Below are 25,658 nucleotides of genomic sequence, written 5' to 3'. Positions count from 1 at the left end.
GGTCCAGAGCGGGCGGGACGGCGGCGGGCGGGGCGGCGGCGGACGGGACGGCGGCGGACGGGGTGAGGTGCGGCGCCTGGGCCAGGATGTCGGCTTCCAGCCGGCGCAGCTCGGGCCCGGGGTCCACGCCCAACTCGGTCACCAGGACGTCCCGGGCCTGGCGCAGCGCGGCCAGCGCGTCGCCCTGTCGCCCGGAGCGGTACCGGGCCACGGCGAGCAGCCGCCAGGCGTCCTCGCGCAGCGGATGGGCGGCGAGGTGCGCCGGCAGGTCGGCGGCGGCCTCGTCCGGCCGCCCGAGCGCCAGGAGCGCCTCGGCCCGCCGCTCGACGGCGAGCATCCGCAGCTCGTCCAGGCGGTTGATCTCCGCGACGGCCCACGCCTCACCCGCGCAGTCGGCGTACGCGGGCCCGCGCCAGAGCCCGAGGGCCGCGTCCAGCGCGGCCAGGGCCGGTGCGGGCAGTCCCGCCGCCAGCATCCGGCCGGCCTCGCCGACCGCCGCCTCGAACCGTCCGGCGTCCACCGCCTCCGGGGCGGCCCGCAGCACGTACCCCGGTGGTTCGGTGACCAGGAGCCGGGGCGGCTGCCGGGGCGGCCGGTCGGGCTCCAGGGCCCGGCGCAGATCGGCGACGAAGGTCCGGATCGCGCCCACCGCACCCTCCGGGGGCACCTCCCACAGGTCGTCGACGAGCCGGTCCACCGGCACGACCCGGCCCCGGGCGATCAGCAGCCGCCCCAGCACCGTGCGCTGACGGGGCCCCTTGAGCGGGACCGGGCCCTGCTCGGTCGCGGCGGTCACCGGCCCGAGCACGCCGAAGGTCACCGCCACGGGTGCCGCCGCCTGGTCATGGCACCAATCTAGGCGGGTCCACCCGGCCGGCCCCGGCCTGTCGGCACTGATCTGACGCTGACCGCCTGCTGATCACCGCCGGGCAAGCTCGACCAGGTACGACGGCGACGGGCCCCGCCCCCGCCGACACCTGCTCACCAGAAAGGTTCCCCGTGGACCCGAGGATCAACGGATTCGACTACCGGCGGGTCACCGTCGCCGAGGGCGTGACGCTCAACGTCGCCGTGGGCGGCTCCGGACCCGCGATCGTGCTGCTGCACGGCTTTCCGCAGACCCACCTCATGTGGCGGCACGTCGCGGCCGACCTGGCCGCCGACCACACCGTCATCTGCCCGGACCTGCGCGGCTACGGCGACAGCGACAAGCCGCTCGACGTCGACGGCAGCGCGTACGCCAAACGCACCATGGCGGCCGACGTCGTGGCGCTCGCCCGGGCTCTCGGCCACGAGCGCTTCGCGCTGGCCGGGCACGACCGGGGCGCCCTGGTCGCGTTCCGCGCCGGTCTCGACCATCCGGAGGCGATCAGCCAGCTCGCCCTGCTCGATGTGCTGCCCACCCTGGACATGTGGGACGTGCTGCACGGCGCCACCGCCGCGGTCGCCTTCCACCTGTATCTGATGGCGCAGCCGCCCGGCCTGCCCGAGGAGCTGATCGGCGGCAGCCCGGACGCCTTCTTCGGCCATTTCCTGGACGCCTGGACCCGCGACCCGGCGGCCCTGCCGGCGGATGTGCGGGCCGCGTACCTGAGCGCGTCCCGGGCCGCGGTCACCTCGATCGTCGCCGACTACCGGGCGTCCGCCGGGATCGACGTCGCACACGACACCACCGACCGGGTGGCCGGCAACCAGCTGCGGATGCCCGTGACGGTGCTGCAGCAGGACTGGGGCGCGGCGCTCGGCTACGACGCGGCCGGGCTGTGGCGGGCCTGGGCGCCGGATCTGTCGCACCAGACGGTCACCTGCGGGCACTTCATGGCCGAGGAGGCGCCGGCGGAGGTGGTCCGGGCGCTGCGCGCCCTGCTCGCGCGTCAGTGACGGGTCGACCGCAGCCATGTCACGAGCCGTAAGATATCCGACACTTTCTGTCACTCGTTGACATGGCCCGGTCGGCTCGTCGGCCCTTTCCCGGCCCCCACCGCGCCACCCGCACCAGGGCCTATCCACATGGGCTCTGACCTGCGGATATGTGACGTTACACAAAGTGGACGCCAGCGGCCGATCGGTGCTACACAGGCAGATATCGGCCAGCCAACGACGGCGAGTCGCTCACCTGCTCGACCATCGACCGTCCACACGCACCGTCCCCACCGTCGGGCGTCGCCGAACGGACCGCAGCGGCCACGACCCGCCCACCCGGCAACCCGACGGGCGCCCCACGTGTGACGGCCGCCCTCGACCAAGGAGTCGCCGTGGGGAACCTGCGTATCCGGTCCCGGCACCAGCCATTCGAGGTGGCCGCCCTGGCCATGGCTCCCGTGTGCGGTGTTCTGCTGCTCCTGCTCGGTGGTCGACCGACCTCGGTCCGGATGGCCATGCCGGTGCCGATCCAGATCTGTTGGGAGATCGGTCTGGTCCTGGTCGGCGTGGGGGGTCTGCTGGGCATCCTGTGGCCGGGGCGGCTCGCCACCGGGCTCGGCATCGAGCTCGCCTCGGTCGTGGTGTTCGGCACCATCAGCGGCATGTACACGATGGCCCTGCTGGTCGTGTCGGGCCGGCAGGCCGTCGCGGCGGCGTCGTTCATCACGGCGCTCGCCGTCGGATCGCTGTGGCGGGCCGTCCAGATCGCCATCGACCTGCGCCGGCTGGCCCAGGCCAGCCGGTGCGTGGTCGTCGAACCCGCAGAAGGCGGTGTCCCGTGATCTCCACACCGGCGCCCGAGGCACCCCCGTGGCTGCAGGTGGCGCTCAGCGTGTTCGGCATCCTCGGCGGCAGCACCGGTCTGGCCGCCATCGCCACCGTCGTGGTGCAGCGGGGCAAGTTCAAGGCCGACGCCGCCGACACCCTCACCGAGGCCGCCCTCACCCTGGTGCAACCGCTACAGACCCGGATCACCGAACTGGAGGAGGAGGCGCTGAGCGCCCGGTCGGAACTGGGGGTGCTGCGTGAGCAGGTCAACCAGTTGCAGTTCGTGGTCCGGGTGCTCACCCGGACGCTGGACCGGTGGCGTGCCGCGATCCGCTCTCCCGACGCCACCCTGCGCAAGGTCCGGGCGGTGGTCGCGGAGTCCGAACGGCTGCCGGACGACCAGTGAGGATCGCCTCCACACCACCCGGATCCAGCGACGACCGCTCACGAACGGTCCTGGTCGCGTAGCCGACCGGCGAGTTCGCGCACCGCGGCCCGGAACTCGGGGTCGGCCTCGCCCGGGTAGTGCCCCCGGATCGGCGGCGGTCGGTGCTCCCCTGGCGGCGCCAGCAGGTCCCGCGGATCCCGCAGCCGCCGATCGACCCGCCCGGCGGGGTCGGCGGCGTCCGAGGTCGGTTCGCCGGGCCGGCGCGCGGCGAAGATCCAGCCGCCGACCGGGTCGGTGTCCCGCCACAGGTTCAGCCACCGCCACCCGATCCGCTCCCCCACCTCCCGTAGCACCTCCTGGTTCAGGTAGGCCGGGAACAGCCGGGCGTACAGGCGGCCCAGCGGGGACCCGTAGGTGAGCAGCGCGACGCGTTGGCGCACCTCCGGGGGCAGCCGCAGCACCGCGATCGCCAGCAGCACCGAGCCGTGGCTGTGCCCGCAGAGCACCACCCCGGCGTGCCGCCCGGCGAGCTGGGTGATCCGGTCGACCAGCTCCGGCACCGCCCGGTCGGCGTAGCTCGGCGGTGCGAACGGGTGGGCGGCCCGGGGCCAGAAGGTGCCCAGGTCCCACAGGATCCCGACGTGCCGGCGGAACCAGACTGTCTGGTAGGCGAGGATCCCGCCCAGCAGCAGGGCGAGCACCACGCTGGTCGTGAGGTAGCTGCCCGCGGCGAGGCCGATACCGACGGACCCGGCCGGCAGCCCGAAGAAGCGCCGCGCCAGCTGGCCCGGTTCGTGACCGAGCAGCCCCAGCGCACCCGTGGCCAGGCCGATCACCGCCAGCGCCGCGTACACCGCGGTGAGCATTCCCAGCCACTCGGTGAACCGCGCCCGGGCGATGGCCCTCGTCACCCCGTGCAGCTCCTCGACGGCAGCCGGCGGCGGTGCCGGGAAATCCCAGGCGGTGATCGTCCTCGCGGCACGCCACCGCGTCCGCCGCGAGGTTTGCGTCATCACGCCGCCGACCACCACTCCCGCGGTGACGTGGAAAAAGAAGGCCAGGATCGTCCACTGGTACGGCAGCGGCGGCCCGCCGTCGCCCTGATAGCCGCCGAGCAGGAGCCCGGTCTGGTAGACCAGATTCGAGGAGAACGCGCCGGCCAGACCGACCGCGAGCGCCGCCATGACCGCCGCGCCCAGCCCGGTCGGCAGAGCGGAGCGGCGGTCCCCCCGGGCGTAGCGCCACAGCACCAGCCCGCTGAGCACCACGAGCAGTGCCATCTGGCCGAACATCGCCCAACCGACGACCGGGCCGTAGCCCGGCAGCCCGGGTGACGACGGCCAGCCGCGCCCGTCGAGGGCGATGGCGGCGAGGGTGGCGACGCTCATGCCGTACGCCAGCACGCGTACCGTTCCGGCGGTCCAGGTGGCCGTCCGCGCGGTCCCCGCCCCGTCCAGCAACCCCGGGACGGCGAGCAGTCCGACGCAGACCAGCAACACCGCCCCGACGAGCGCCAGCAGGACGGTCGTCGCGGTGGTCCGGCCGCCGCTGGCACGGGCCTCGAGCAGCACCAGGTCGAGCACGGCGAGCGCGGTGGCGACGTGGATGGCCCGCAACCGTCCCACCAGCGGCTCGACCGCCCACAGCGGATGGGCGACCGGAGGGCCTCGGCGGCCACCGAGCAGGCGGAGGAGGACGACGGCGGCGACCGGCAGCAGGGCCAGCGCCGCCAGTCGCTGCCCGACCTGCCGGCCGTCGAGCTCGACCATTCCGGTGAAGGGAGCCGGGCAGCGGGCGACACCCAGACACCGCCAGGCGAGCAGGTCGAGCGCGACGCCGGCGATCGACAGCACGTACAGCGCGGTGAGGTTGAGCGCGAGGAGCCGGCACAGCACGGTGACCCCGGGCCCGCTGCGCCGGCCCACCGGTCGCATCCAGACCGCCACGTTGCTGAGCATGAACGGCAGCAGGAGGACCAGGGAGAGCGTCCGCCCCACGGTGCCCGAGGGCAGGTCGCCCCACCGGTACGCCTCCAGCGTCACCCCGTCCGGGTCGATGTTGCCGGGTTGCCGCTCCGGGACCGGACGGTGGAAGCCACCGCTGCTGTCACCCGCGACCTGGTGGACGTGCGTCCGGTCGAGGACCCGCTCCGGTCGTGCCCCGGACACGCCGTGCACCCGCAGCTCCACGATGTCGTGTCGCGCCGGCTCGTCGCGGCGGCGCCGGGGTCCCTCAGACATCGGTCCGCCGCCGTTCAGTCGTCCCGTCCGCCCGGGCCGCGCGACGCCGCTGGCTCCGGTCGAGCAGCAACTCGGCCGCGATCATCAGCAGGAGCAGGACGGTGGTGACCGCGGCAGCCCCGAGCAGCCGCAGCTGCGTGCTCGCGAAGCCACCCAGGACGATCAGCGCCACCCCGACCAGCCGGGGTCGGGAGACGCTGCCGTCGATCACCGCCGAGAGCAGGAGCCGGCCGAGCAGGAACAGCACCGGGCCGCCGACGGTCACGGTCAGCCGAGCCGGGTCGGACGACCCCGGATCGACGATGGCCAGCTCCAACCCGACCGACGTGGCCAGGACCCCGGCGATCATGACGAGGTGCAGGTAACCGGCGACCAGGGCCAGTCGGCTGCCGGGCGGGCCGGCCGCTTCGATGGCGGCGCCCAGGTGCCCGCCGGCGGGCATCAGGTAGAGCCGGGCGAGGGCCACCGCGGTCAGGAACGCCGCGGCGAACGCCACGGTGCGCTCCCGGTCGAAGCCGGACTCCCCGTAGGCGATGCCGGACATCAGGATCAGCTCACCGAGCGCGATGATGAAGATCTGTTGGTAACGCTCGGAGAGATGTTCCCCGTTCACCTGAAGGTCCGGCCACGAGCTGCGGCCCAGCCGCGGCGTCGGCCAGCCCAGCCGCGCCAGGCCGTAGTCCAGGATCAGGGCGAGCACCCAGAGCGCCTCCCGCGCCGGGGCGACGACCGCCCCGACCACCCAGAGCACGCCGGAGGCGGCGAACCAGATCGCCACCCGCGCGGTACGCAGCTGCAGCGGATGCCCCCGCAGGGCGGGGATGAGCAGGAAGGCGCGGCCCAGGTGGATACTCACGTACGCGACGGCGAACACCATCGCCTGCGCGCCGAACGCGGTCGGCGCGCAGGCGGCCATCAGCAGACCACCGAACATCACCCAGAGCAGCAGGACGACGATCAGCGGGGTACGCGGGTCGAACCAGTCCGCCGACCACGCGGTCACGAACCACACCCACCAGATGGCCGCCAGCAGCAGGAGCACCTGGAAGGCGCCGTGGAGGGTGAGGTCGTCGAGCAGCGCCCGGGACAGTCGGGTGAGCGCGAAGATGATGGCCAGATCGAAGAAGAGCTCCAGGAACGAGGTCCGCCGGGGATCCTCCCGCCGCTGCAGCAGCCGCCCCGGAAGCCCGTTCGCCATCGCCACCCTTCCCGGCCCCCGGTGCCGCCGCCTCCAGTCGTACCACCCGCGGGGTCCGGCCCGGGTCGATTCCGCCCGGACCGGCAACGCGCCTGTTCGGGCGGTCCGTGCCGGCGGACGCCGTTAGAGTCGTCCGTATCCGGAGCATCTCGCACAAGCCGCCAGGAACCAGGAGAAGGCCGTGGCGCCCAGCGTCAAGCGCACCGAGTTGCAGCGTCATCCGGCCTCCGCGCCGGGCCGCCTGATCGTGCAGACGCTCTTCGAGATTCCGGTCGGGCAGGCGTCGGGGCGGCACAGCCACCCCGGCGAGGAGGTGGGCTACCTCATCCGGGGGACGGTCGACATGGAGTTCGACGACCGGCCGACGCTGACCATCCACGCCGGGGAGCCGTTCCTGATCCCGCCCCGGACGATCCACAATGCTCGCAACGTCACCGACGACACCACCACGATGATGCTCTCGACGTACATCGTCGAGGAGAACGAGCCCCTGGTGACGCAGTACCCGTGACGGACGGTGGCGGCTAGCCGGGTTGACCGGTGGCCGCCCGCTCGGCGACCACCACCGAGATGCCGTCCAGGACGCGTTGCAGACCGAACTCGAAGGCGTACTCCGGCCCGTACGCGGCGCCGTGCTGCTGGCCCGCGGCGGTGCCGACCCGGGCGGCGGTCGGGTAGCTGCCGGCCGACATGACCCGCTCCAGCCAGGGGGCGTGCGACTGCCACCACTGGCCGTCGGTCATGCCGGTCTCCCGCTCCAGGTCGACCACCTCGGACGCGGCGCGCGCGGCACTCTTCACGTGCCCGAGGACGAGGGTGAGCACGGCGTCCATCTCCACGTCGGTGAGCCCGATGTCGGCGACGGCGCTCAGCTCGTGGTCGTACTTGCCCACCAGGTGGGGACCGAGCACGGGCCGGGTCGTCTCGGCCCGCAGCATCCAGGGATGGCGCTGGTAGAGGGCGAGGTTGTCCCGGGCGATCCGCTCCAGCCGGGCCCGCCAGTCACCGGCGACGGTGGCGTGGGGCATCTCGCCGTACACGGTGTCGATCATGACGTCGACGAGTTCGGCCTTGCCCGGCACGTAGGTGTAGACGGTCATGGTGCCGACGCCCAGCGCCTCAGCGACCCGGCGCATGGTCAGCGCGTCGAGGCCCTCGGCGTCCGCGATGGCGATGGCGGCCCGGACGATCCGGTCGACACTCAGCCCCGGCCCGGCGCTGCGGCTGGTCGGCTCCCGGGTGCGCCACAGGATGGCCAGGCTGCGGGCCGGGTCCGCGGTCGCCCTGCGCTCATTAGCCATGGTTCGACCATCCTAGCCGTACGCCGTACGCCGCGTGTCGACCGGACCGTCAGTCGGTCACCGAGGCGATCGAGCGCAGCCAGCGGTATCCCGCGCCGAGCGTGGCCGCGAACGCGATCACCACGGCGTACGACCACGCGTCCCCGCCGCCGGTCAGGTCACCGAAGCGGTGTGCGAGGAAGCCGACGAACGTGGCCATGCCCAGCCCGGTGACCGCGACGACCGCGCGCAGGTCGGTCACCACCGCCGCGTACGCCCCGGCGGCGACGCACATGAGCAGCGTCCGGGCCGGCAGTTCCGCCGGGGAGAACAGCCCCGCCGCGAGCAGCGCGGCACCGATCATCAGCGCCCACCCGGCCGCCACGCTCATCCCGGTCGGTGTCGACCGGACCGCCGCCGTCTCCCGCTCCTGAACGACAACCACAGCACGCCTCCGGCGAGGGCGACGGCCCGTACCTCGGACCCGCCGATCGCCATATCAGCGCGCCAGGGCGGGCGACCGCGAGGCTTTTCACGCGTCCGTTACGCCGGTCGGCGCGATCGTGACGCCGCGTTCACGCGCAGCCGTCCGGCCGGCCCGGTCACACCGCTTCCCGATCGTCGTTGAGCGTCGGCCCGGCGGCGGCCGGCACCAGGTGACGCACCTCGAGATCGCCGTCGGTCAGCTCCCGGGCCCGCTCCTCGGCCTGGCGATCCTCGCTGGTCAACCGGCCGCCGTGCTGGCGCAGGTGCTCGTCCCAGGACGGCACCAGGTACACCTCGACGAACCGGTCCGTGACCTCGGCCGGCCGGAACAGCCCCCAGCGCATCGCGCCGGTCCGCTGGCGTGCGCCGCGCACCAGGTCCATCGCCGCCAGGAACGGTTGTGTCCGCTCCGGCCGGACGGTGTACTGCACCATCACCAGCACCGGCCCCACCCGGGGCCCGGGCTCGTGCGCCAGGTGCAGCTGCGGCCAGTAGGCGGCCGGGTCCCGGTCCACCGTCGGTAGGTCCGGCAGCGGCCAGATCCGACTGGTCACGGTGCCGACCAGCATGAACACCGCCGCGGCGAGGAAGGCGGTCACCAGCCCGGCCAGGTCGGCCACCAGACCCCAGACGAACGCGCCCACCGCCTGCCCGCCGGCGAAGAAGACCTGGTAGACGGCCAGACCTCGGGCTCGCACCCAGCTCGGTAGGAAGACCTGCATCTCGGCGTTGACGTTGGCCAGCACCGTCACCCAGGCCAGCCCGGCGGGCAGCAGGGCGAGGAGCACCAGCGGCACCACCTGCACCGTGGCGACCACCGTCAGCGCGACGGTGAACAGCACCCCGGCGATGAACAGGAGCTGGTTCGCCGACAGCCGGGTCCGGATCACGGCCAGCAGCAGGCCACCCGCGATGGCTCCCACCCCGAGGGCGGCCAGCAGCAGACCGTACCCGCCGGAGCTCAGCCCGAGGCGGCGGCTGGCCACCAACGGCAGCAGCGCCCACAGAGAGCTCGCCGGGATGACGAAGACCAGCGCGCGGCGCAACAACCGGCGCACGGTCGGCGAGTGCCGCACGTAGCGGCTGCCGGCACGCAGCGCCGCGGTGAACCGCTCGGGCACCTCCACCGCGCGGGCGTTGCCCGGTCTCCAGCGCGCCAACGCGTACGTGAAGATCAGGAACGCGACGGCGTTGAGCGCGAAGACCGGGGCGACACCGGTCCGGGCGATCAACACGCCGGCCACCGCCGGCCCGACCGCCCGCGCCATGTTCACGCTGATCGAGCCGAGCGCGGATGCCGCCCGGAGCTGGTCCTGCGGCACCAGTTCCGGGATCACCGCCGCCCAGGCCGGCAGGGTGAGCGCCTGCCCCACCCCGAACGCGAAGGTGAGGGTGAGCAGCAGCGCGGGCGGCATCCGGTCGGTGACCGTGAGCAGGGTCAACGCGGCCGCCACCGCCACCAGGAACAGCTGCACCGCGATCAGCAGGTGTCGACGGTCGAAGCTGTCGGCCAGCACGCCGGCGGGCAGCGCCAGCAGCAGCACCGGCAGCAGGCTGGCCGTCTGGACCAGGGCGACGAGGGTGGAGGCGTTGGAGTGGTGGATCAGCAGCCACTGCGCGCCGACCGTCTGCATCCAGGTGCCGATGTTGGCGGCGAGCAGGGCCAGCCACAGGTTGCGGTAGACGGCGGTCCGCAGCGGCGCCCACGCCGAGGCCGAATGCCGGGCGGGTCCGGCTTCCGCCGTCACCACCGCCCGTCCGCGCGCAGCACGCGCTCTCCCGAGACGTAGAGATCGTCGGGGGCGAGCAGCAGCAGCCGGACGACCTCGGCGGCGACCTGATCGGGCATGGCGTACACCTCGTCGAGAAACTCGGCGCCGACCCGTTCCTGCAGGCGGGTCGGCATCGGCCCGGGATGCAGCTGCATCACCTTGACCTGGTTGCTGTGCTGGGCCTCGGCCAGCGACTCGACCAGGCTGCTGCCGTAGCTCTTCGTCGCCCGGTACACCGGGATGCCGGGCCGGGGAGAGGTCACCGCCATCGCGCCGATGTACACCAGGTTCCCGTGGCCCTGCCGGTGCAGGTGCTCCAACGCCTCCCGGAAGACGTACGTGGTGCCCAGCACGTTGGTGTCCACGGCCCGCCGGATGTGCTCCACGGACAGGTCCGCCAGGTCGCCGCCCGCCCACATCGACGCACAGGCCGCCACCCCGTCGATCGTGCCGTGGCGTCCGACCACCTCGGCGAACGCGTCGTGAACCTGCTCGGGGGAGGAGACGTCGCACACCGCTCCGGCGCAGCCCAGCTGGTCGGTCACCGCGGCGACCTCAGCCGCCACGTTGCCGAACACCGCGACCTGGTGCTCGTTGACCAGCAGCCGGGCCACCGCGAGGCCGAGCCCGCTGGTACCGCCGACCACCACGAAGGTTCTGGCACCCATGTCACTCCAGCCGCCATCAGCAACTGTCACGCGAGGCCGCGTGATGGCGCGTTCTTCCCGTTTGCGGACCCCACACACCCGTCGGGCGGTAGTGCTGGGCATACCCCGGAAGTGGATCTGGACGGCTGGGTCGGCCCCGACGCGGCGATTAGCGTCTGCGTCATGACCCCGGAACAACCCCGCCACCTGGCCGAGGCGCTGCGCCGCCGCGGCTGGCTGGTCTCGGCCTGGCCCTGGCGCGCGCTGGTCTACCTGGTCAGCACCGTGCCGGTCGCCGGCGTGATCGCCGTCGGGCTGCTCGTGATCATCGGGCCCCTGCTCGCCGCCCTCAACGCGGTGTGGCTGCACGGCCGGCCACCGGAGCTTCCGATCCTTGTGTTCCTGGCGGTCGGCAGCGTCTCCCTGCTGGCGCTGGCGCCGCTCGTGAGCTTCCCGGTGGCCGTCGTGGAGCGGTGGCGGCTCGGCCTCGTGGACGGCCGGCCGCTGCCCCGGTCGCCGTGGCCGGGCCTGGCCGCCCGCTACCGCACCGCCGCCGGGTGGCGCGAGGTGGCGTACCTGTTCTGGCTGGGCGGGTTCGTGCCGGTGGCGTACTGGGTGCTCCTGCTGGTGGTGCTGCTCGACCTCGGGATGATCACCAGCCCGTGGCTGGCCGGCGACGCCGAACCGGTGGTCATCTGGCGCCCGATCGAAACCACCGGCGAAGCCGTTCCGTACGCGGTCGTGGGCGTGCTGCTCCTCCCGGTGCTCTGCTACGCGGCCGGACTGCTCGCCGCCCTCCAGGCCGCCGTTGCCCGGTGGGCGCTGGCCTGGCCGGTCGACGCGGCGGCGCTGCGGGAGGTCGCCCGGTCCCGGACCCGGCTGGTCGGCGTCTACGAGGCCGAGCGGCGTCGGATCGAGCGCGACCTGCACGACGGCGCCCAACCTCGGCTGACCAGCCTCACCCTCCAGCTGGGCCTGGCCCGGCTGGACGTGCCCGAGGACTCCCCCGCCGCCCGGCCGCTGGCCGTCGCGCACGACCAGGCACGGGGCCTGATGGTGATGCTCCGGCAGTTGGTGCACGGCATCCGGCCGCAGAGCCTCACCGACCTCGGTCTCGCCGGTGCGGTGCGGGAGCTGGCCGACGCGGCCACCGTCGCGGTCGTCGTACGGACCGACGTCGACGGCGAGCTTCCGGAGCTCGTCGAAACCACCGCCTACTTCGTGGTGTCGGAGGCGCTGGGCAACGTGGCCCGGCACGCCGGGGCGACCCGGGCCGAGGTGCGCCTCACCCGCACCGGCGGCGACCTCGTCGTCGAGGTGTCCGACGACGGCCGTGGGGGCGCCGATCCCGCCCGGGGCACCGGCCTGACCGGCCTCGCCGACCGGGTCGCCGCCGCGGACGGCCGGCTGCTGCTGTCCAGCCCGCCCGGCGGGCCCACCCTGGTACGGGTGGAGCTGCCATGCCGCCCGTGACCCGTGTCGTGCTGGCCGAGGACGAGGTGCTGCTGCGCGAGGGCCTCGTCGCGCTGCTCACCCGATTCGACTTCGCGGTGTGCGCCGCCGTCGGCTCCGCTCCGGAGCTGCTGGACGCGGCCCGCACGCACCAGCCCGACCTGGTGCTGACCGACATCCGGATGCCGCCCGGCCGGCGGGACGACGGGTTGCGCGCGGCCGTGGCGTTGCGCGCGGAGCGGCCCCACCTCCCGGTCGTGGTGCTGAGCCAGTACGTGCAGACCGGGTACGCCGCTGCGCTGCTGGACAGCGGCGACGGCCAGCGGGTGGGCTACCTGCTCAAGGACCGGGTGGCGGAGGTCGCCGAGTTCGTGGACACGCTGCGCCGGGTCACCGCCGGCGGCACCGCCATCGACCCGGACGTCGTCCGGCAGCTGCTGCACCGCCCGCGCGACCCGCTCGCCGCGCTTTCCGCCCGGGAACGTGAGGTGCTGGCGCTGCTGGCCGAGGGCCGGTCCAACGCCTCGATCGCTGCCCGGCTGCACGTCACCGAGGCCGCGGTCGGCAAGCATGTCGGCAACATCCTGCTGAAGCTCGACCTGCCGCCCAGCGACGACACCAACCGCCGCGTCCTCGCGGTGCTCACCTTCCTGCGCGCCGACCCGGCCAGCTGACCAGCGCCGGGCGCAGGTCAGGCCCGGCCGGCCGGGGCGTAGATTCGATCACCGGGACCGCCGTCACCAGGGCGCGGACCGGGAGACGGGAGTACGGCATGGCGGAGGCGCTGCGGGTCGGTCTGCTGGGGTACGGGCTGGCGGGCCGGGTGTTCCACGCACCGCTGATCGCCGCCACGCCCGGGCTGCGGCTGGACGCCATCATGACCCGCGATCCGCAGCGGCGCGAGCAGGCTCGGCAGCACCACCCGGACGCCCGCCTGGTCGACGACGCCGACGAGCTGTGGCGTACGCCTGACGCCTTGGACCTGGTCGTGGTGGCGACGCCGAACCGCCTGCACGTGCCGATGGCCCTGGCAGCGGTGGCCGCCGGCCTGCCGGTCGTCGTCGACAAGCCACTGGCCCCCACCGCCGCCGAGAGTGGCGCGCTGGTCGAGGAGGCCGACCGCCGGGGGGTGCCGCTGACGGTGTTCCAGAACCGCCGGTGGGACGGCGACTTCCTGACCGCTCGCCGCCTCGTCGAGCAGGGCGAGTTGGGGCGGGTGCTGCGCTTCGAGTCCCGGTTCGAGCGTTTCCGTCCGACGATCAAGCCGGGTTGGCGGGAGCTCGCCGGCCCGGAGGAGGCCGGCGGCGCCCTCTTCGACCTCGGCGCCCACCTCATCGACCAGGCGGTGCAGCTCTTCGGCCCGGTCGACCGCGTCTACGCCGAGGTCGACCGCCGCCGCGAGGGCGCCGCGGTCGACGACGACGCTTTCGTGGCGTTGACCCACGCCAACGGGGTCCACTCGCACCTCTGGATGGGCGCGGTGACCGCTCAGCTCGGGCCCCGCCTGCGGGTGCTCGGCGACCGGGCCGGCTACACGACGTACGGGCTGGACGTGCAGGAAGCGGCGCTGCACGACGGCGGCCGACCGGACCAGCCGGGCTGGGGCGAGGTCCCGCCGGAGCGGTACGGCCTGCTCGGCGTCGACGGTGACCTGCGGTCGGTGCCCACCGAGCCCGGCTCGTACCAGAGCTTCTACCAGCAGGTGGCGGCGGCGCTGCGGGACGGCACGCCGATGCCCGTGGATCCACGGGACTCGGTCGCCACCGTCGCGTTGATCGAACTGGCGCACCGGTCGGCTGTCGAGGGCGTGGTGCTGCCGGTTCCGACGGGCCCCGCCGCCTGACCCCTGCCGTGTGCTGGGCCGGCCCGCCTCGGGCCGGCCCTAACCGGCGTCCTGCTCGGTGGGGGCTTCGTCCGACGCCCGGGCTTCATCGTCGGTCAGCGCGTCCTCGGACCGGTCGGTCAGCGGGGCCAGCCGATGCTCGGCCTCCCGCGTCTCCTGCTCGATCCTCGGGTTCTCCTCGTCGGGACCCTGCGACATGGGCGACCTCCATCGGGCACGAATCGGCCGCCCCGGGGGTACCCCGCCTGACGCGGGGAACACGGGATTGCGCGCCGTGAGCATACGGAGATTCGCCGGCTGCACGTAGATCTCCCGACGTGCGATCGCCTGGCCGGTCCGGTTCACCTGGTACCCGTCGAGCCACGCCCAGCCGTCGTAGGTGATGCGGTCCAGGACCCGGATCAGCCGGAATCTGATGGGCACCACGAACTGTGGGCTCGCGGACCGGTCAACCAGCAGCAGATCGGCCGCTCGAAGCCTCATCTGGTTCCGCGTTGCCGCCAGGCCGTCAGGCGCTCGGCGGCCTCGGCGAGCTTGGGGCACGTCCCGTCAGGCTGGCATCGGCGGCAGACATTGCGGTGATGGAGGTCGATGACGTAACCGGCCATGATCACGAGGAACGGCGGCTCGGGCCGGTACTGCTCAATCATCGTCATCCTCTCCTGGTCGTCCGTCGACGGACGGGCTCGATCGGCGGTAGAGGCCCGTTGACCAGCCCTGACACCTGCCACGATTCCGCTCTGAGGTCCTCGCCTGCAACACTCGCCGTGAGATGTTCACTACGAACGGCGCATTACGAGTCATGATGCGTGTGGCGTCTCAATCGACGCCCGATGACGCGTCAGGATGAGACGGAGAGGACGGCGCGGATGACCGAGGCTGGTTCGACGGTTCCGCGGCGGCAGCTCGGTCGGCTGCTGCGCCAGACCAGGGAACAGGCAGGCATCGGGTTGGAGGCGGCCGCGTCCGACCTTGAGTGGTCCCGCGCCAAGATGTACCGCATCGAGTCCGGGCAGACCCCGGTGCGGGCGCTGGACGTGGACCAGATGTGTCGCCTCTACGGCGCAGCCCCGGACATGACCGAGGTCCTGGTGAGCCTGGCCCGAGAGTCCAAGAGCAAGGGCTGGTACCACGCTTACGGCGAGATCATCCCGAGATGGTTCGAGCTGTACGTGGGGCTGGAGTCAGCGGCCAGCCGGATACGAACCTATGAACATGCCCTGGTACCCGGCCTGTTGCAGACACCGCAGTACGCGGCTGAGGTAGGACGGACTCGACCAGAAATTTCGAACGACGAGGTGGCCAAGCTGGTCGAACTGCGGACCGAGCGTCAGCGCATCCTGATCAGGAAGCGCCCGGCCGCGCCAACGCTGGACGTGATTCTTGAGGAGGCACTACTACACCGGGCCGTTCCCGGCATGGCCGAGCAGATAGATCGGCTCATCGAGGCCAGCGCGGCGCCCAACGTATCCATCAGGCTTCTGCCCCTCGACAGCAGGCTGAGTCAGGTGGCGGTGGCGGGGAACTTCGTCATCCTGGACTTCCCCACCAACGGCGCCAGGTCCGCGGAGCCCACGACGGTCTACAGCGAGGGGCTGTCGGGAGCTCTGTACCTGGACCGGATCGAAGAGGTCAGGGCGTACGCCGAGGTCTGGAAGACGCTCACGGCAGAGGCGCTGAGCGTGCAGGAAACCCGCAAGCTCATGCAGGACATCAAGGAGAGACACGATGGTTGATCTGACCGGCGCCGCTTGGCGCAAGAGCATCCGGAGCAGCGCCCAGGGCAACTGCGTCGAGGTGGCGGACAACCTGCCCGGCGTCATCGGCGTTCGGGACAGCAAGGATGCGACCGGCCCCGCGTTGTGGTTCCGCCCTGATCAGTGGCGCACCTTCGTCGAGGCGACGCGAGGTGACCGGTTGTCCTGACCCCGTCCGCGGCCGGTTTCGCGGGTGAGCCGTGCGCCGGGCCGGCCGGTTGTCGCGCCGGGCTGGAGCCCAGGAGCGTTGCCGGCCCGGCCCGGTGCCGGATCAGCGCTGCTTCAGCTCGCGCCAGGAAGGGTGGGTGCCGCGCCAGGCGTCGGCCAGGATGGCCGCCGAGGCCCGGCTGGGGCACTGCTGCACCCGCTCACGACCCGACGCCCCACCGATCTGGGCGCGGACCTCCCAACCCTGCCCATCAGTACGGATGTACACGTCCCGGCGCCCGCGCGGAGTCGTGTCTCCGTTCCACCAGTGTTCCTCGACCTTCATTCGCCGACCGTATAGCAATTTCTGCGTCGGGGGTACGGCGCAGGTGAGGCTAGACCGGGGCAAGAACCGCAATTCAGACGCAAATCGGGCCCAGCGTTAACCGTTCGAAACCACAACGGCGGCGCAATCTCTCCCCCTGAGCGACGGCTTAGAATGCCGACACCCCCGCCCCTGTTGATCAAGAGCTTCGCGTCAGGAATCGCGCCCCTGATGACGTAAATCTCTTGATCAACGCAGCGGACGGGGCGCGGGGGACGGGCGCGGGTGTGCGGGGGATCACCCCTGCGCGGTGAGCAGGTAGTCGTCGGCTTCGGGGCTCCAGCGCAGGTCGACCGCGCCGCCGGTGGCGGCGGCCTTGCAGAACTGGAGGAAGCTGCGGTAGCCCAGCTTCTTCTCGCTGAAGTCTGGCCGGGCCCGGCGCAGCTGGTTCTTCAGCCCGGACAGCGCCACCGGGTTGCCGCCGCTGCCCAGCTCCGCCACGACGCCGCGGAGCAGGCCGAAGGCCACCTCCCGATCGCCGTGCTCGGGCAGCGAGACCTCGGGGTCGCCCTTGGCGGGGCCCTCGGCCAGCTCGATCACGTTGTGCGCGGCGAGGTGGCGCAGCAGCTCGCCGAAGGTGCGGAACCCGTAGTCGGACTCGCTGAACGTCGGGTCCTTGCGCAGCAGGGTGCGCTTGAGCCGGGAGGCGGTCACCTCGCCGCTGGCGCTGCCCTGCAACCCCGCCACCGTCTGGGCCACCAGGACGGCGAGGGCGTCCACGTCCCGGCCGGGCTCCTCCCCCGTCGGCTGCCGTTCCTCCTCCGGCTCCTGCTCGCGCTCCGGCTCGGGTGCCCGCAGTTCCGGGCCCGGCTGCCGCACCGGACGGGCACGCCGGGCGCGGGTCGGCGGGATGTCCACACCCTCCAGTCGGTCGTAGTAGAGGAACTCGTCGCACGCCGGTGGCAGCAGCGCGGAGGTGGACCCCTCGACCCCGACGCCGATGACCCGCTTGTTCAGCTCGCGGAGCTTGTGCACCAGCGGGGTGAAGTCGCTGTCGCCGCTACAGATGACGAAGGTGGAGATGTAGTCGCGCTCGAAGGCCAGCTCGATGGCGTCCACGGCCATCTTGATGTCGGCCGCGTTCTTTCTGGACGCTCCCATCCGCTGCGGGATCTCGATCAGCTCGACATGGGACCGGGTGAGCATCCGGCGGTCCTCGTCGAAGTACGACCAGTCGGCGTACGCCCGGCGCACCACCACGCGCCCGCGCTCGGCCAGCGCGTCGGCGATGGGCCGGAAGTCGAAGGCCATGCCGCCGCGGTTGTCGCGAGCCCCCAGCGCGAGGTTCTCATAGTCGAGGAACAGGGCGATCCGGTCTTCTTGATCCACGCGGTTCACCCTACGCCGGTCGGCAGCCCGTCCGGTGGAGCTGAGCGAACGGGAGGGTCGCATCGGCTTGTCGGTTTCTTTCTACTTACCGGTCGTCGCTTTTCATGTTTCCATCTTGCTCTTGCAACGTGACGTTCGCCACTGGCATCATGACGTTCGATGCTGAGCGCCGGTGGAGCGCCGCGGACCACAGAGGAGAGTCCATGTCCCGGAGCAGGACGCCGGCGCGGCGACGCCCCCACCCACTGACCGCGGGCGCGATCGCGACCGCCACCGTCCTCACGTTGCTGGCCGGCGCGCCCGCCGCGACTGCCGCGCCCCGCGACGGCGCGCAGCCGGTGGTCACCCGGGCCGCCCTCGACCCGGCGCTGGTGACCGGGCGCGGCGCGAACGTCGACTTCGTCGAGCAGGAGGCGGAGAACGCCCGCACCAACGGCGAGATCATCGGCCCGGACCGGTCCGCGTACACCCTGCCCGCGGAGGCGTCCGGCCGCCGGGCGGTCCGGCTCACCCCCGGGGAGCACGTCGAGTTCGTCCTGCCCAGTGCGGCCAACGCGATCACCGTGCGGTACAGCATCCCGGACGCGCCGCGCGGCGGCGGGATCACCGCCCCGTTGGGTGTCGCGGTCAACGGCAGACATCTGCGCAGCATGACGCTGACCTCGCAGTACTCGTGGCTCTACAACCAGTACCCGTTCTCCAACGACCCTCAGGCCGGGCTGTTGCACCCGGACTGGTGGATCACCGAGTGCTCGTGCGTCCCGTCGGCCACCACGCCGTACCCGACCATCAGCACGCCGTTCCGGCCCACCCACTTCTACGACGAGCAGCGGCTCCTGCTCGGACGCACCTACCGGGCCGGCGACAAGGTCAGGCTCACCGCGCCGCCCGGGAGCGCCGCCGCCTGGACCGTCATCGACCTGCTCGACTCCGAACTGGTCGCACCGCCGCACGTCCGGCTCCTCGCCGCGAACGTGCTGGCCTTCGGCGCCGACCCCACCGGGCGGCGGGACTCCGCCGACGCCCTCGACCGGGCCATCGCCTTCGCCCGGCGCACCCACCTGAAGGTGTACATCCCGCCGGGCACCTACCAGGTCAACCGGCACATCATCGTCGACGACGTGACCATCGAGGGCGCCGGCAACTGGTACACCATCATCAAGGGCCGCGAGGTCGCCCTGCCGACGCCGGCCCCGGACGGCTCGGTGCACACCGGCGTCGGCTTCTACGGCCGCGACGCCGCCGACGGCGGCAGCCGCAACGTCCACCTCTCCGGTTTCGCCATCGAGGGTGACGTCCGCGAACGCATCGACACCGACCAGGTCAACGCGATCGGTGGGGCGATGAGCGACTCGACCATCGACGGGCTCTACGTGCACCACACCAAGGTGGGCCTGTGGTTCGACGGGCCGATGAGGAACGTGCGCGTCACCAACAACATCATCGTCGACCAGATCGCGGACGCCCTCAACTTCCACACCGGGGTGACCGACTCGCTCGTCGCGCACAACTTCGTCCGCAACACCGGCGACGACGGCCTCGCCATGTGGTCGGAGAAGACGGCCAACGCGCGGAACACGTTCGACCACAACACCGTGCAGTCCCCGACCCTGGCGAACGGCATCGCGATCTACGGTGGCACGGACAACACCGTGTCGAACAACCTGATCGCCGATCCGGTTCGCGAGGGCAGCGGCCTGCATGTCGGCGCCCGGTTCGGCGCGGAGCCGTTCGCCGGGCACCTGCGCATCACCGGGAACACCACCGCCCGCGCGGGCACGTACGAGCTGAACTGGAACATCGGACTGGGGGCGATCTGGTTCTTCGCCCTGGACCGGAGCATCGACGCGGCCATCGAGGTGACCGGCGACGCGTACCTCGACAACACGTACAACGCGATCATGCTGGTCAGCGACTGGCCGGTGAAGGACCTCTACTCGATAACCAACGTGCGCTTCCGGGACATCCGGGTCGACGGCACCGGCACCTCGGTGGTCAGTGCCCGCACGGCCGGGTCGGCCTCGTTCGCCAACGTGGACGCCCGCAACGTGGGCGCGGTCGGCGTCAACAACTGCGGGTCGTTCCACTTCACCCCGGCCGGCTCCGAGTTCACGCTGACCGACCTCGGCGGCAACGACGGCGGCTGGCTCGCCCCGTGGTTGCTGCCGAACACCATCACCTGCGACGACCGGCCGCCCGTATCGCCGCCGCCACCACCGGCTCGGTGGTGACACGCGACGGGGGCCCGGCACCGGGCCCCCGTCGCCGTAGCCCGCCGCCCGTCAGCTGCCCAGCCGCTGCCGGGCCAGGAACTTCGGCACCACCATCCGCCACGCCTCGGTGACCAGCTCGGTCATGTACGCGTGCTCCAGCCGCGCGGTGTGGCAGCACACCCAGTGAAAACGCAGGTCGGCCTCGCCGGGCAGGAAGAACAGCTCCGGCTCGGCGGCCACCAGCCCGGCCCTCTCCTGCTTGGGGAACCCGAAGCCCATCGTCGCCTCGTCGCGGGAGAACGCGACGTAGACGATCGACCCGACCCGGAACTTCACCCGGTCCCGGATCAGATGCTCGGTGCTGCGTGGCAGCGTCCGGGCCAGGGCCCGCACGTCGGCGACGGTGACCATGCCACGACCGTAACGGCCCGCGGGCCCGCCCGGGGAGAGGCCGGGCCGTGGTGCCGTCAGCGCGGTCGGGCGTACGCCAGCGGCACGGTCGTCGGCTGGCCGTCCCAGCTGCCACTGAGGACAGCCCCGGCGGCAGCCACCGCGCCAGCGCCGGGCCGACGGACGACGACCAGCTCGACGGAATCGGTGCCGATGAGCGTGACGTCCTCGTCGACCACCGGCTCCCGAGCGTCGGCGGGGAGCACCCCGGCGTGGCTGGCGACGATCGTCACGGTCGGCTCGCGCAGCTCGCGTCGGCCGTCGACCTCGAAGTACTGCTCCGCCTGACCGGTGCCGGCGAGGATCGCGTCGGCCAGTGCCGCCGCGTACACCGGGTCCGCGCAGCCGTCGTACACCCAGCGCGGGCCGAGCACCGAGTGCTCGGTGGTGCCGACGAGCCACTCCTCGGCGCCGTCCAGGGGTGCGGCGCGGTAGGTGAGCGGGACCTGGTGGACGGGCCCGTCGGCGGCGCCGACCAGCATCGTCTCGATGCCGACGGCGCCGGCCGGATCGTCGAAGCGGTAGGCGCCCCGGCTCACCACGTCGGCGCCCGCCGGCCCCCGGTACCACGGTCGGCCAGGCAGCCAGGTCGCCAGCAGGTCGAGCTTCGAGGGGCGCAGGGTCGCCCGGTGCAGCAGTGCCATGCCGCCAGCCTAGGGACGACCGTGCGTCCGCCTGCTCTCGGGTCGGACCGTCGACGGCCGGCCACGAGAACCGGCGGACGCGGTACGACGGTCACCGTCGCGGCCCACGCTCACACGCCCGCGCACGGGTTGCCACCCACCGTGCAGGCCTCCGGCGCCCTGGCCTTCGGTCGACTGTCGCGGACGTCGAAGCGGAACGTCTGCGACCCGCCGGCCGGCACGGCCGGCCCGGTGAAGGTGAGCGTCCGTCCGTCCTGCCGCAGATCGGCGCCGTCGACGTCGTCGACGTTGCTGCCCTCGGCGAGGGTGACCACCACGACCCAGTCCCCCGCCGGCGCGCCCGCCGGGTTCTCGACCACCACCTCGCCGGTGTAGCCGAACAGCCGGCTGGAATCGGTGCGGTAGCTGGCGGTCAGCGGCGGTGGCGCCGGAACCGAGGCGAGAGTGGGCGACGGCTTCGCCGTCGGGGTGCGGCTCGGGCGGGCGGTCGGCGACGCGGCGGTCCGCGAGGGGCGCGCCGAGGGCGTCGCCCTCGGTGTGCCGCTGGGCGCGGCGACCGCCACGGGCGACGCAGACGGGGACAGCGACGGGGACGGGGACACCGGGGCCGGTGCGGCGGCGCTGTCCGGCTCGTCCGGCAACGTGACCCATGCCGCCAAGCCCGCGACCAGCACGACCCCGGCCAGCACCGCGCCCACCGTACGGCGACGGCGGCGGGCCCGGGCGGCGCCCTGGCCGCGCGCGGCGATCGTCGGCAGTTCGGCCGTCATCCCGGCTTCGCCGCGCCGCAGGTCGACCTGTTGGAAGGCGAGCCAGTCGAGAATGGCCGGCAGTCGCACGGTCAGCGCCTGCCGGAGTTGCTGCTCGCGCGGATCGTGCTGCTCGGCGGACCAGGTGCCGTGTGTCGTGACCTCCCGCACCGCCAGCCGGCAGCCCTGCTTCGTGGCGGTGACGGCACAGGTCACCTCGCTGAGCCGGCCGCTCTCGTCGCAACGCAGCGCGAGCAGCTCCGGCACCTGCCGCTCGGTCACCTCGACCTCGACGTCGGCGTCGAAGCCGGGGAGACCGGCCGTGTGCAGCACCAGGCGGTCCGGGACTCCCGCCACCGTTTCGGCCTCGGCGAACCACCGGCCGAGCAGTTCCCGGTCCGTCAATGCGAGCCACACCCGGTCCGGCGGGTGGGACAGGTCGACCTGCGCGCCGATCTCGATCACGGCGAGACTCTACGGCTTTCGCTTCTGCCCCGTCCGGCCCGCCCGGACCGGGCGGCGATCCGGTCAACCCCAGTGGGACGCCCGCTCGGCCGCCGCCGCCAACGCGTGCCGGGCGTCGGCGCTGACCTCGGCGACCAGCTCGGCCGCCGGCAGGTCCCGGGCCAGGGGATGTGCCTGCCCGGCCCACAGGTTCGGCACCGAGGCGTCCCCGTCGCGGCGGGCGGCGGCGATCAGCGGGCGAGTCAGGTGCAGCACCTGCGGGTAGCCGGCCGGCGCCGCCGCGTCGTGCCGACGCAGAAAGTCGTTGACCACACCGCGGGCCCGCTTGCCGGTGTACGCGCGGGTCAGCGCGGTCGGCGCGGAGCTGGCCACCGCCGCCCGGTGCATCGGGGAACTGCCCGCCTCCGGGCAGCGCAGGAACGCCGTGCCGAGCTGCGCGGCCGTGGCGCCGGCCGCCAGCACCGCGGCCACCCCGGGGCCGTCGACGACGCCGCCGGCGGCCACCAGCGGCCGGTCACAGCCGGCGGCGGCCAGTCGGAGCATCGGCAGCAGCCCGTAGTCGTCGTCGTCCGGCAGGCCACCGCGATGTCCACCGGCCTCGGTGCCCTGCACCACCACGGCGTCCACGCCCAGTTCGGCGGCGGCCGTGGCGGCGTCCGGCCGGGTGACCGTGGCCCACACCTCGGTGCCCCGCTCGCGCAGGGCGGCCACCGCGGCCCGGTCCGGCAGCCCGAACACGAAGGACACCACCGGGACCGGGTCGGCGAGGAGCATGGCCAGCTTGTCCGGGTACCCGTCGTCGCCGCCCACCGGCTCGCCCAGGCTCACCCCGCGCTCGCCGGCGTGCGGGGCGAGCCGGTCGGCGTACGCCCGGATGGCGGCCTCGTCGACGGCGCCGGAGCCGGGCAGGAAGACGTTCACACCGAACGGCCGGTCGGTGTGGGCCCGGACCTCGGCGATGTCGGCGGCCAGCCGGCCGGTGTCGATCATCCCGGCGGCCAGGAATCCCAAGCCGCCGGCGGAGGAGACGGCCGACACGAGCGCCGGCGTGGACGGGCCGCCGGCCATTGGGGCGGCGACGATCGGGTGGCGCAACGCGGACAGCACGGACATCCACTCATCCTGTCGCACCGACCCCACCCGCGACCGGCGGGTGCTCGAGTCCGTCAGCCGGGGGCGGGCCGGTCGCACCGGCGGCCGGCGGCGCACCCCGAGGGTGCTGCCGTCACCGTCGGGCCGTGTGTCGCCACCACAGCACACCGCCCAGACAGACCAGCGCCAGCAGCGTGCCGGCGCCGGCCACCAACGGCCAGGTCCGGTCGCCTCCGACGCCCTCGTCCGCCGCCGCCGGCCGGGCGGCGGTGGGCGCCAGCGGGCCGGCGGTGGTGGGCGCGTCCGGGCGTGGGGTGGCGGCCGCTCCCGTCGGGACGGGGTACCGCAGGATCGCCGAAGGGGTGCCCTGCGGCTGGCCGGCGGACTCGGAGACGGTGAGCAGGGACCGGCCGTCGCGGCTGTAGGTGATCGACTCGCCCTGGGGTTCGTCCGGCAACGGGGTGACCCGCGGGACGCCGCTGGTCAGCGCGCGGACCAGGTCGCCGTCGGGCACGTCGTACTCGTAGGCGTCCGCGTAGCTGCGCAGCACGACCCGACGCCCGTCGGGCGCGCTCGCCGCCCCGGTGACCACGCCGCGGCCGAGGAAGGAGTACGGGTTGCTGGTCGTGGAGGCCGGCAGGACCACCTGACCGACGGAGGCCAGCGGCGTCGCCGCCGCGGGCCGCAGCGCGGTGGTCGGCGCGTACAGGAGGACCGTGCCGCTGCCGCCCTTGGTCACGATCAGAGGGCGCCCGGCCGCGTCGATCAGCAGCGCCTCCGCGTCGTGGGGGCGGTCGGGGTACGTCATCCGGTGCAGCACCGGCTGGTCCGCGTCCGGTGCGAGCCGCCACAGCGCGATCGTCTTGCGTGTGCGGTCGTTGTCGCCGATGTCGGCGACCCAGAGGGTGCCGTCCGGGCCGACGGCCAGGTCCTCGGTGTCGCGCGGCTGGGACGGGTAGGCGACCGTCCGCACCACCGCGCACCGCCGGTCGAGGAAGAAGATCCGGCGGCGGGCCTCGTCGTCGGCGCCGTCGTTGACCACCACGTACCCGTCGTCCGTGGCGACCATCCCGGAGATCTCCCGGAGCCGGTCGTCACGCACCTGGCAGACCGGTGTTCCGGCGCCGGGCGCGCCGGCCAGCGCCGCGCCCGGCGCCAGCACCAGCGCCATCGGCACCGCGCCGACGAGCAGGGTGGCCAGCGCCGTTCCCGCCCGGGCGTGCCGCCCCCGGGTCAGCCGCGCCCGCACCCGCATCGCCCGCCCCCTCGCCGCGGCCGTGGCCGGCCGCCTCGCCCATCCTGGCCGATCCTGGCCACCGGCGGTGGCTATCGCGGGATGAAGCCCACATCCTTGCCCAGCCATAAATGATCTCTCTATAGTGCCGGCATCCGGCTGTGCGCACCATCGTCGCCGAGGCGCGACCCCGGCACCTGCGTTCCCCACCACGCCCTGACCCGAAGGATGGCCATGCCGACGAGCCGCCGGTTGGCCCACCGGTACCGGCGGCTGTGCTGCCGGCTCGGCCGGCCCGCCAGCCACACGGTCGTCGCCTGGGCCGCGCTGGCCGCCATCATCTGCGGCCTCTTCGCCGGCGCGCTGGCCAGCCGGGTCGCCTGGGAGACCTCCCGACCGCAGCCCGACCGCGCCGAGGCCGGCGCCATCCTGGACGAGGTCTTCCCCGGGCACGACCTGGGCGACATCGACACCCCACCCGCGCTCTTCGTCGTGTACGGGCATCCGCTGCGCCTGGGCAACCTCCGGACCGTGCTGCTCGGCGACGGCGGCGAGTACCAGGAGAGCGACACCAGCGCGGTCGCCTTCGGCGCGCCACCCGTGCCCGCCGAGCAGATCGTCACGGTGGCCCGGCAGCGTCTGACCGACACCGGCTGGCGGCTGTACGACCCCGTGGTGGTCGAGGACATGATCTGCTCGGACAAGCTGTGCGCCACCCCGATGTCGAACGTCACCACCACCCTGCTGGCTCGGCGCGGCGACACCATCCTCAACGCCTCCATTCCGTCGCAGAGCACCGGTGACGGCACCTACCTGGCGGTCGTCCTGCGCCGCGCGCCGCCGCCCGCGGTGGTCCCCGCCGGGGTGCTCGGCGCGCTGCTGGGCACGGTCGTCGGTTGGGTGGTGTTCGGCTGGGCCAGCCGACGCACCGAGGGACGCCGTCGCGACGGCGGGGCGAAGTTCCTGTCCGGCACGACCCTGGTGCTGTGGTGGCTGCCGGTGCTGCTGGCCGCGCCGTCGCTGCTGCAACACCACCGCGGCGAGCCGCACCCGGCGTGGCACCCGTTCTGGGAGTGGCTGGGCCAGCCGCCGGCGTCGCTGCTGTTCCTGGTCGGCGCGGTGTGCGCGCTGCTGGCGTTGGGGCTGGCCGCCGCGCCCCGCCGGGACCGGTCCCCGGTGGCGCTGGTCGACTGACC

27 protein-coding genes and 1 pseudogene are annotated in these 25,658 nt (G+C 73.2%); 11 read left to right on the top strand and 17 right to left on the bottom strand.

Translation table 11 applies throughout. The annotated features are described in order from the left end of the window. Positions 1–826: AfsR/SARP family transcriptional regulator (locus EAD89_RS03830; RefSeq protein WP_147458751.1), on the bottom strand; the 826-nt coding region annotated here is incomplete at its 3' end. A gap of 173 nt (positions 827–999) precedes the next feature. On the opposite strand from EAD89_RS03830, the gene EAD89_RS03825 reads away from it, so the two are divergent. The 3 genes from EAD89_RS03825 (at position 1,000) to EAD89_RS03815 (ending at position 3,097) form a co-directional block, all read left to right on the top strand. After that, entirely contained in the window at positions 1,000–1,881 is an 882-nt protein-coding gene (locus EAD89_RS03825; RefSeq protein WP_121674747.1) for an alpha/beta fold hydrolase, read from the top strand. A gap of 374 nt (positions 1,882–2,255) precedes the next feature. Next, positions 2,256–2,705, top strand: a complete 450-nt coding sequence (locus EAD89_RS03820; RefSeq protein ID WP_121674746.1) for a hypothetical protein — start codon at positions 2,256–2,258, stop codon at positions 2,703–2,705. After that, complete coding sequence (locus EAD89_RS03815) at positions 2,702–3,097, top strand: hypothetical protein (protein WP_121654349.1); 396 nt, start codon at positions 2,702–2,704, stop codon at positions 3,095–3,097. Before EAD89_RS03820 ends, EAD89_RS03815 begins: the two co-directional genes overlap by 4 nt. A 38-nt stretch (positions 3,098–3,135) precedes the next feature. On the opposite strand, the gene EAD89_RS03810 is transcribed toward EAD89_RS03815, so the two are convergent. Next, positions 3,136–5,319 carry a hypothetical protein gene (locus tag EAD89_RS03810; RefSeq protein ID WP_121674745.1) on the bottom strand — a complete coding sequence of 728 codons (2,184 nt, stop codon included), beginning with the start codon at positions 5,317–5,319 and terminating at the stop codon, positions 3,136–3,138. Then, positions 5,312–6,517: a low temperature requirement protein A gene (locus EAD89_RS03805; RefSeq protein ID WP_121674744.1), complete on the bottom strand. Its 1,206-nt coding sequence runs from the start codon at positions 6,515–6,517 to the stop codon at positions 5,312–5,314. Before EAD89_RS03805 ends, EAD89_RS03810 begins: the two co-directional genes overlap by 8 nt. Before the next feature lie 181 nt (positions 6,518–6,698). On the opposite strand from EAD89_RS03805, the gene EAD89_RS03800 reads away from it, so the two are divergent. Continuing rightward, positions 6,699–7,028, top strand: a complete 330-nt coding sequence (locus EAD89_RS03800; protein WP_121654352.1) for a cupin domain-containing protein — start codon at positions 6,699–6,701, stop codon at positions 7,026–7,028. Positions 7,029–7,041: 13 nt separating this feature from the next. On the opposite strand, the gene EAD89_RS03795 is transcribed toward EAD89_RS03800, so the two are convergent. From EAD89_RS03795 to EAD89_RS03780, 4 genes are all read right to left on the bottom strand, one after another. Continuing rightward, positions 7,042–7,818, bottom strand: a complete 777-nt coding sequence (locus EAD89_RS03795) for a TetR/AcrR family transcriptional regulator (RefSeq protein ID WP_121674743.1) — start codon at positions 7,816–7,818, stop codon at positions 7,042–7,044. Positions 7,819–7,867: 49 nt separating this feature from the next. Next, entirely contained in the window at positions 7,868–8,242 is a 375-nt protein-coding gene (locus EAD89_RS03790; RefSeq protein ID WP_147458750.1) for a hypothetical protein, read from the bottom strand. A gap of 157 nt (positions 8,243–8,399) precedes the next feature. Continuing rightward, on the bottom strand, positions 8,400–10,034 hold the full coding sequence (locus tag EAD89_RS03785; RefSeq protein WP_121674741.1) for an MFS transporter: 1,635 nt from the start codon (positions 10,032–10,034) through the stop codon (positions 8,400–8,402). Further along, positions 10,028–10,723 (bottom strand): SDR family oxidoreductase, encoded by a 696-nt coding sequence (locus EAD89_RS03780; protein WP_158610708.1) that lies wholly within the window; start codon positions 10,721–10,723, stop codon positions 10,028–10,030. The genes EAD89_RS03785 and EAD89_RS03780 overlap by 7 nt, the downstream gene beginning before the upstream one ends. A gap of 162 nt (positions 10,724–10,885) precedes the next feature. Between EAD89_RS03780 and EAD89_RS03775 the strand changes: the two genes are divergently transcribed. The 3 genes from EAD89_RS03775 to EAD89_RS03765 all read left to right on the top strand — a co-directional run bounded on the left by EAD89_RS03775 (position 10,886) and on the right by EAD89_RS03765 (position 13,997). Next, positions 10,886–12,175: a histidine kinase gene (locus EAD89_RS03775; protein WP_121674751.1), complete on the top strand. Its 1,290-nt coding sequence runs from the start codon at positions 10,886–10,888 to the stop codon at positions 12,173–12,175. After that, entirely contained in the window at positions 12,163–12,828 is a 666-nt protein-coding gene (locus EAD89_RS03770) for a response regulator transcription factor (RefSeq protein ID WP_121674739.1), read from the top strand. Before EAD89_RS03775 ends, EAD89_RS03770 begins: the two co-directional genes overlap by 13 nt. 98 nt (positions 12,829–12,926) lie before the next feature. Then, positions 12,927–13,997 carry a Gfo/Idh/MocA family oxidoreductase gene (locus EAD89_RS03765; RefSeq protein ID WP_121674738.1) on the top strand — a complete coding sequence of 357 codons (1,071 nt, stop codon included), beginning with the start codon at positions 12,927–12,929 and terminating at the stop codon, positions 13,995–13,997. 39 nt (positions 13,998–14,036) lie between these two features. Here EAD89_RS03765 and EAD89_RS30400 read toward each other — a convergent pair whose 3' ends face one another. The 3 genes and pseudogenes from EAD89_RS30400 to EAD89_RS30395 form a co-directional block, all read right to left on the bottom strand. Continuing rightward, positions 14,037–14,195 (bottom strand): hypothetical protein, encoded by a 159-nt coding sequence (locus EAD89_RS30400; protein ID WP_158609793.1) that lies wholly within the window; start codon positions 14,193–14,195, stop codon positions 14,037–14,039. 99 nt (positions 14,196–14,294) lie between these two features. Then, positions 14,295–14,480: pseudogene (locus EAD89_RS30935) on the bottom strand (hypothetical protein); the annotation flags it as partial. After that, the gene (locus tag EAD89_RS30395) at positions 14,477–14,647 is read right to left on the bottom strand and encodes a hypothetical protein (protein WP_158610707.1); all 171 of its coding nucleotides are present in this window, start codon (positions 14,645–14,647) and stop codon (positions 14,477–14,479) included. The pseudogene EAD89_RS30935 and the gene EAD89_RS30395, both read right to left, overlap by 4 nt. 219 nt (positions 14,648–14,866) lie before the next feature. On the opposite strand from EAD89_RS30395, the gene EAD89_RS03755 reads away from it, so the two are divergent. Together EAD89_RS03755 and EAD89_RS03750 are read left to right on the top strand one after the other, a co-directional pair. Then, positions 14,867–15,733, top strand: coding sequence for a helix-turn-helix transcriptional regulator (locus EAD89_RS03755; RefSeq protein ID WP_121674750.1), 867 nt, complete (start codon positions 14,867–14,869; stop codon positions 15,731–15,733). After that, the gene (locus EAD89_RS03750; protein WP_121674737.1) at positions 15,726–15,923 is read left to right on the top strand and encodes a DUF397 domain-containing protein; all 198 of its coding nucleotides are present in this window, start codon (positions 15,726–15,728) and stop codon (positions 15,921–15,923) included. Before EAD89_RS03755 ends, EAD89_RS03750 begins: the two co-directional genes overlap by 8 nt. A 102-nt stretch (positions 15,924–16,025) precedes the next feature. On the opposite strand, the gene EAD89_RS03745 is transcribed toward EAD89_RS03750, so the two are convergent. Beyond that, positions 16,026–16,247: a hypothetical protein gene (locus EAD89_RS03745; RefSeq protein WP_030335934.1), complete on the bottom strand. Its 222-nt coding sequence runs from the start codon at positions 16,245–16,247 to the stop codon at positions 16,026–16,028. Positions 16,248–16,523: 276 nt separating this feature from the next. After that, positions 16,524–17,615, bottom strand: coding sequence for an NYN domain-containing protein (locus EAD89_RS03740; protein WP_121674736.1), 1,092 nt, complete (start codon positions 17,613–17,615; stop codon positions 16,524–16,526). 203 nt (positions 17,616–17,818) lie between these two features. Here EAD89_RS03740 and EAD89_RS03735 point away from each other — a divergent pair, with 203 nt between their 5' ends. Next, positions 17,819–19,846, top strand: coding sequence for a glycosyl hydrolase family 28-related protein (locus EAD89_RS03735; protein WP_121674735.1), 2,028 nt, complete (start codon positions 17,819–17,821; stop codon positions 19,844–19,846). 51 nt (positions 19,847–19,897) lie between these two features. Here EAD89_RS03735 and EAD89_RS03730 read toward each other — a convergent pair whose 3' ends face one another. The 5 genes from EAD89_RS03730 to EAD89_RS03710 all read right to left on the bottom strand — a co-directional run bounded on the left by EAD89_RS03730 (position 19,898) and on the right by EAD89_RS03710 (position 24,483). Next, on the bottom strand, positions 19,898–20,239 hold the full coding sequence (locus EAD89_RS03730; RefSeq protein WP_121674734.1) for an MmcQ/YjbR family DNA-binding protein: 342 nt from the start codon (positions 20,237–20,239) through the stop codon (positions 19,898–19,900). A gap of 56 nt (positions 20,240–20,295) precedes the next feature. Further along, positions 20,296–20,922, bottom strand: a complete 627-nt coding sequence (locus tag EAD89_RS03725) for a hypothetical protein (RefSeq protein ID WP_121674733.1) — start codon at positions 20,920–20,922, stop codon at positions 20,296–20,298. Positions 20,923–21,032: 110 nt separating this feature from the next. Next, positions 21,033–22,136 (bottom strand): SRPBCC domain-containing protein, encoded by a 1,104-nt coding sequence (locus EAD89_RS03720; protein ID WP_121674732.1) that lies wholly within the window; start codon positions 22,134–22,136, stop codon positions 21,033–21,035. Between the two features lie 63 nt (positions 22,137–22,199). Then, positions 22,200–23,249, bottom strand: coding sequence for a nitronate monooxygenase family protein (locus tag EAD89_RS03715; protein WP_121674749.1), 1,050 nt, complete (start codon positions 23,247–23,249; stop codon positions 22,200–22,202). A 112-nt stretch (positions 23,250–23,361) separates the two neighbouring features. Next, a complete protein-coding gene (locus EAD89_RS03710) occupies positions 23,362–24,483 on the bottom strand; it encodes a hypothetical protein (RefSeq protein ID WP_233578167.1) in 1,122 nt (373 codons plus the stop codon). 213 nt (positions 24,484–24,696) lie between these two features. Between EAD89_RS03710 and EAD89_RS03705 the strand changes: the two genes are divergently transcribed. Then, entirely contained in the window at positions 24,697–25,656 is a 960-nt protein-coding gene (locus tag EAD89_RS03705) for a hypothetical protein (RefSeq protein WP_121674731.1), read from the top strand. Positions 25,657–25,658: the final 2 nt, after the last annotated feature.

Origin of the sequence: Micromonospora sp. BL4 (genome assembly GCF_003667505.1) — a bacterium.
In the GTDB taxonomy this organism is placed as follows: Bacteria; Actinomycetota; Actinomycetes; order Mycobacteriales; family Micromonosporaceae; genus Micromonospora.
The sequence above is the reverse complement of the archived record's forward strand: the minus strand, read 5'-3'. Positions and strand labels throughout refer to the sequence as shown.

Bases quoted from the DNA above. Each gene is read 5' to 3' on its own strand.
- EAD89_RS03810 (WP_121674745.1), bottom strand. From the start codon at position 5,319: ATGTCTGAGGGACCCCGGCGCCGCCGCGACGAGCCGGCGCGACACGAC.
- EAD89_RS03805 (WP_121674744.1), bottom strand. From the start codon at position 6,517: ATGGCGAACGGGCTTCCGGGGCGGCTGCTGCAGCGGCGGGAGGATCCC.
- EAD89_RS03795 (WP_121674743.1), bottom strand. From the start codon at position 7,818: ATGGCTAATGAGCGCAGGGCGACCGCGGACCCGGCCCGCAGCCTGGCC.
- EAD89_RS03780 (WP_158610708.1), bottom strand. From the start codon at position 10,723: ATGGGTGCCAGAACCTTCGTGGTGGTCGGCGGTACCAGCGGGCTCGGC.
- EAD89_RS03775 (WP_121674751.1), top strand. From the start codon at position 10,886: ATGACCCCGGAACAACCCCGCCACCTGGCCGAGGCGCTGCGCCGCCGC.
- EAD89_RS03770 (WP_121674739.1), top strand. From the start codon at position 12,163: ATGCCGCCCGTGACCCGTGTCGTGCTGGCCGAGGACGAGGTGCTGCTG.
- EAD89_RS03765 (WP_121674738.1), top strand. From the start codon at position 12,927: ATGGCGGAGGCGCTGCGGGTCGGTCTGCTGGGGTACGGGCTGGCGGGC.
- EAD89_RS30400 (WP_158609793.1), bottom strand. From the start codon at position 14,195: ATGTCGCAGGGTCCCGACGAGGAGAACCCGAGGATCGAGCAGGAGACG.
- EAD89_RS30395 (WP_158610707.1), bottom strand. From the start codon at position 14,647: ATGATTGAGCAGTACCGGCCCGAGCCGCCGTTCCTCGTGATCATGGCC.
- EAD89_RS03755 (WP_121674750.1), top strand. From the start codon at position 14,867: ATGACCGAGGCTGGTTCGACGGTTCCGCGGCGGCAGCTCGGTCGGCTG.
- EAD89_RS03750 (WP_121674737.1), top strand. From the start codon at position 15,726: ATGGTTGATCTGACCGGCGCCGCTTGGCGCAAGAGCATCCGGAGCAGC.
- EAD89_RS03745 (WP_030335934.1), bottom strand. From the start codon at position 16,247: ATGAAGGTCGAGGAACACTGGTGGAACGGAGACACGACTCCGCGCGGG.
- EAD89_RS03735 (WP_121674735.1), top strand. From the start codon at position 17,819: ATGTCCCGGAGCAGGACGCCGGCGCGGCGACGCCCCCACCCACTGACC.
- EAD89_RS03730 (WP_121674734.1), bottom strand. From the start codon at position 20,239: ATGGTCACCGTCGCCGACGTGCGGGCCCTGGCCCGGACGCTGCCACGC.
- EAD89_RS03725 (WP_121674733.1), bottom strand. From the start codon at position 20,922: ATGGCACTGCTGCACCGGGCGACCCTGCGCCCCTCGAAGCTCGACCTG.
- EAD89_RS03715 (WP_121674749.1), bottom strand. From the start codon at position 23,249: ATGTCCGTGCTGTCCGCGTTGCGCCACCCGATCGTCGCCGCCCCAATG.
- EAD89_RS03710 (WP_233578167.1), bottom strand. From the start codon at position 24,483: ATGCGGGTGCGGGCGCGGCTGACCCGGGGGCGGCACGCCCGGGCGGGA.
- EAD89_RS03705 (WP_121674731.1), top strand. From the start codon at position 24,697: ATGCCGACGAGCCGCCGGTTGGCCCACCGGTACCGGCGGCTGTGCTGC.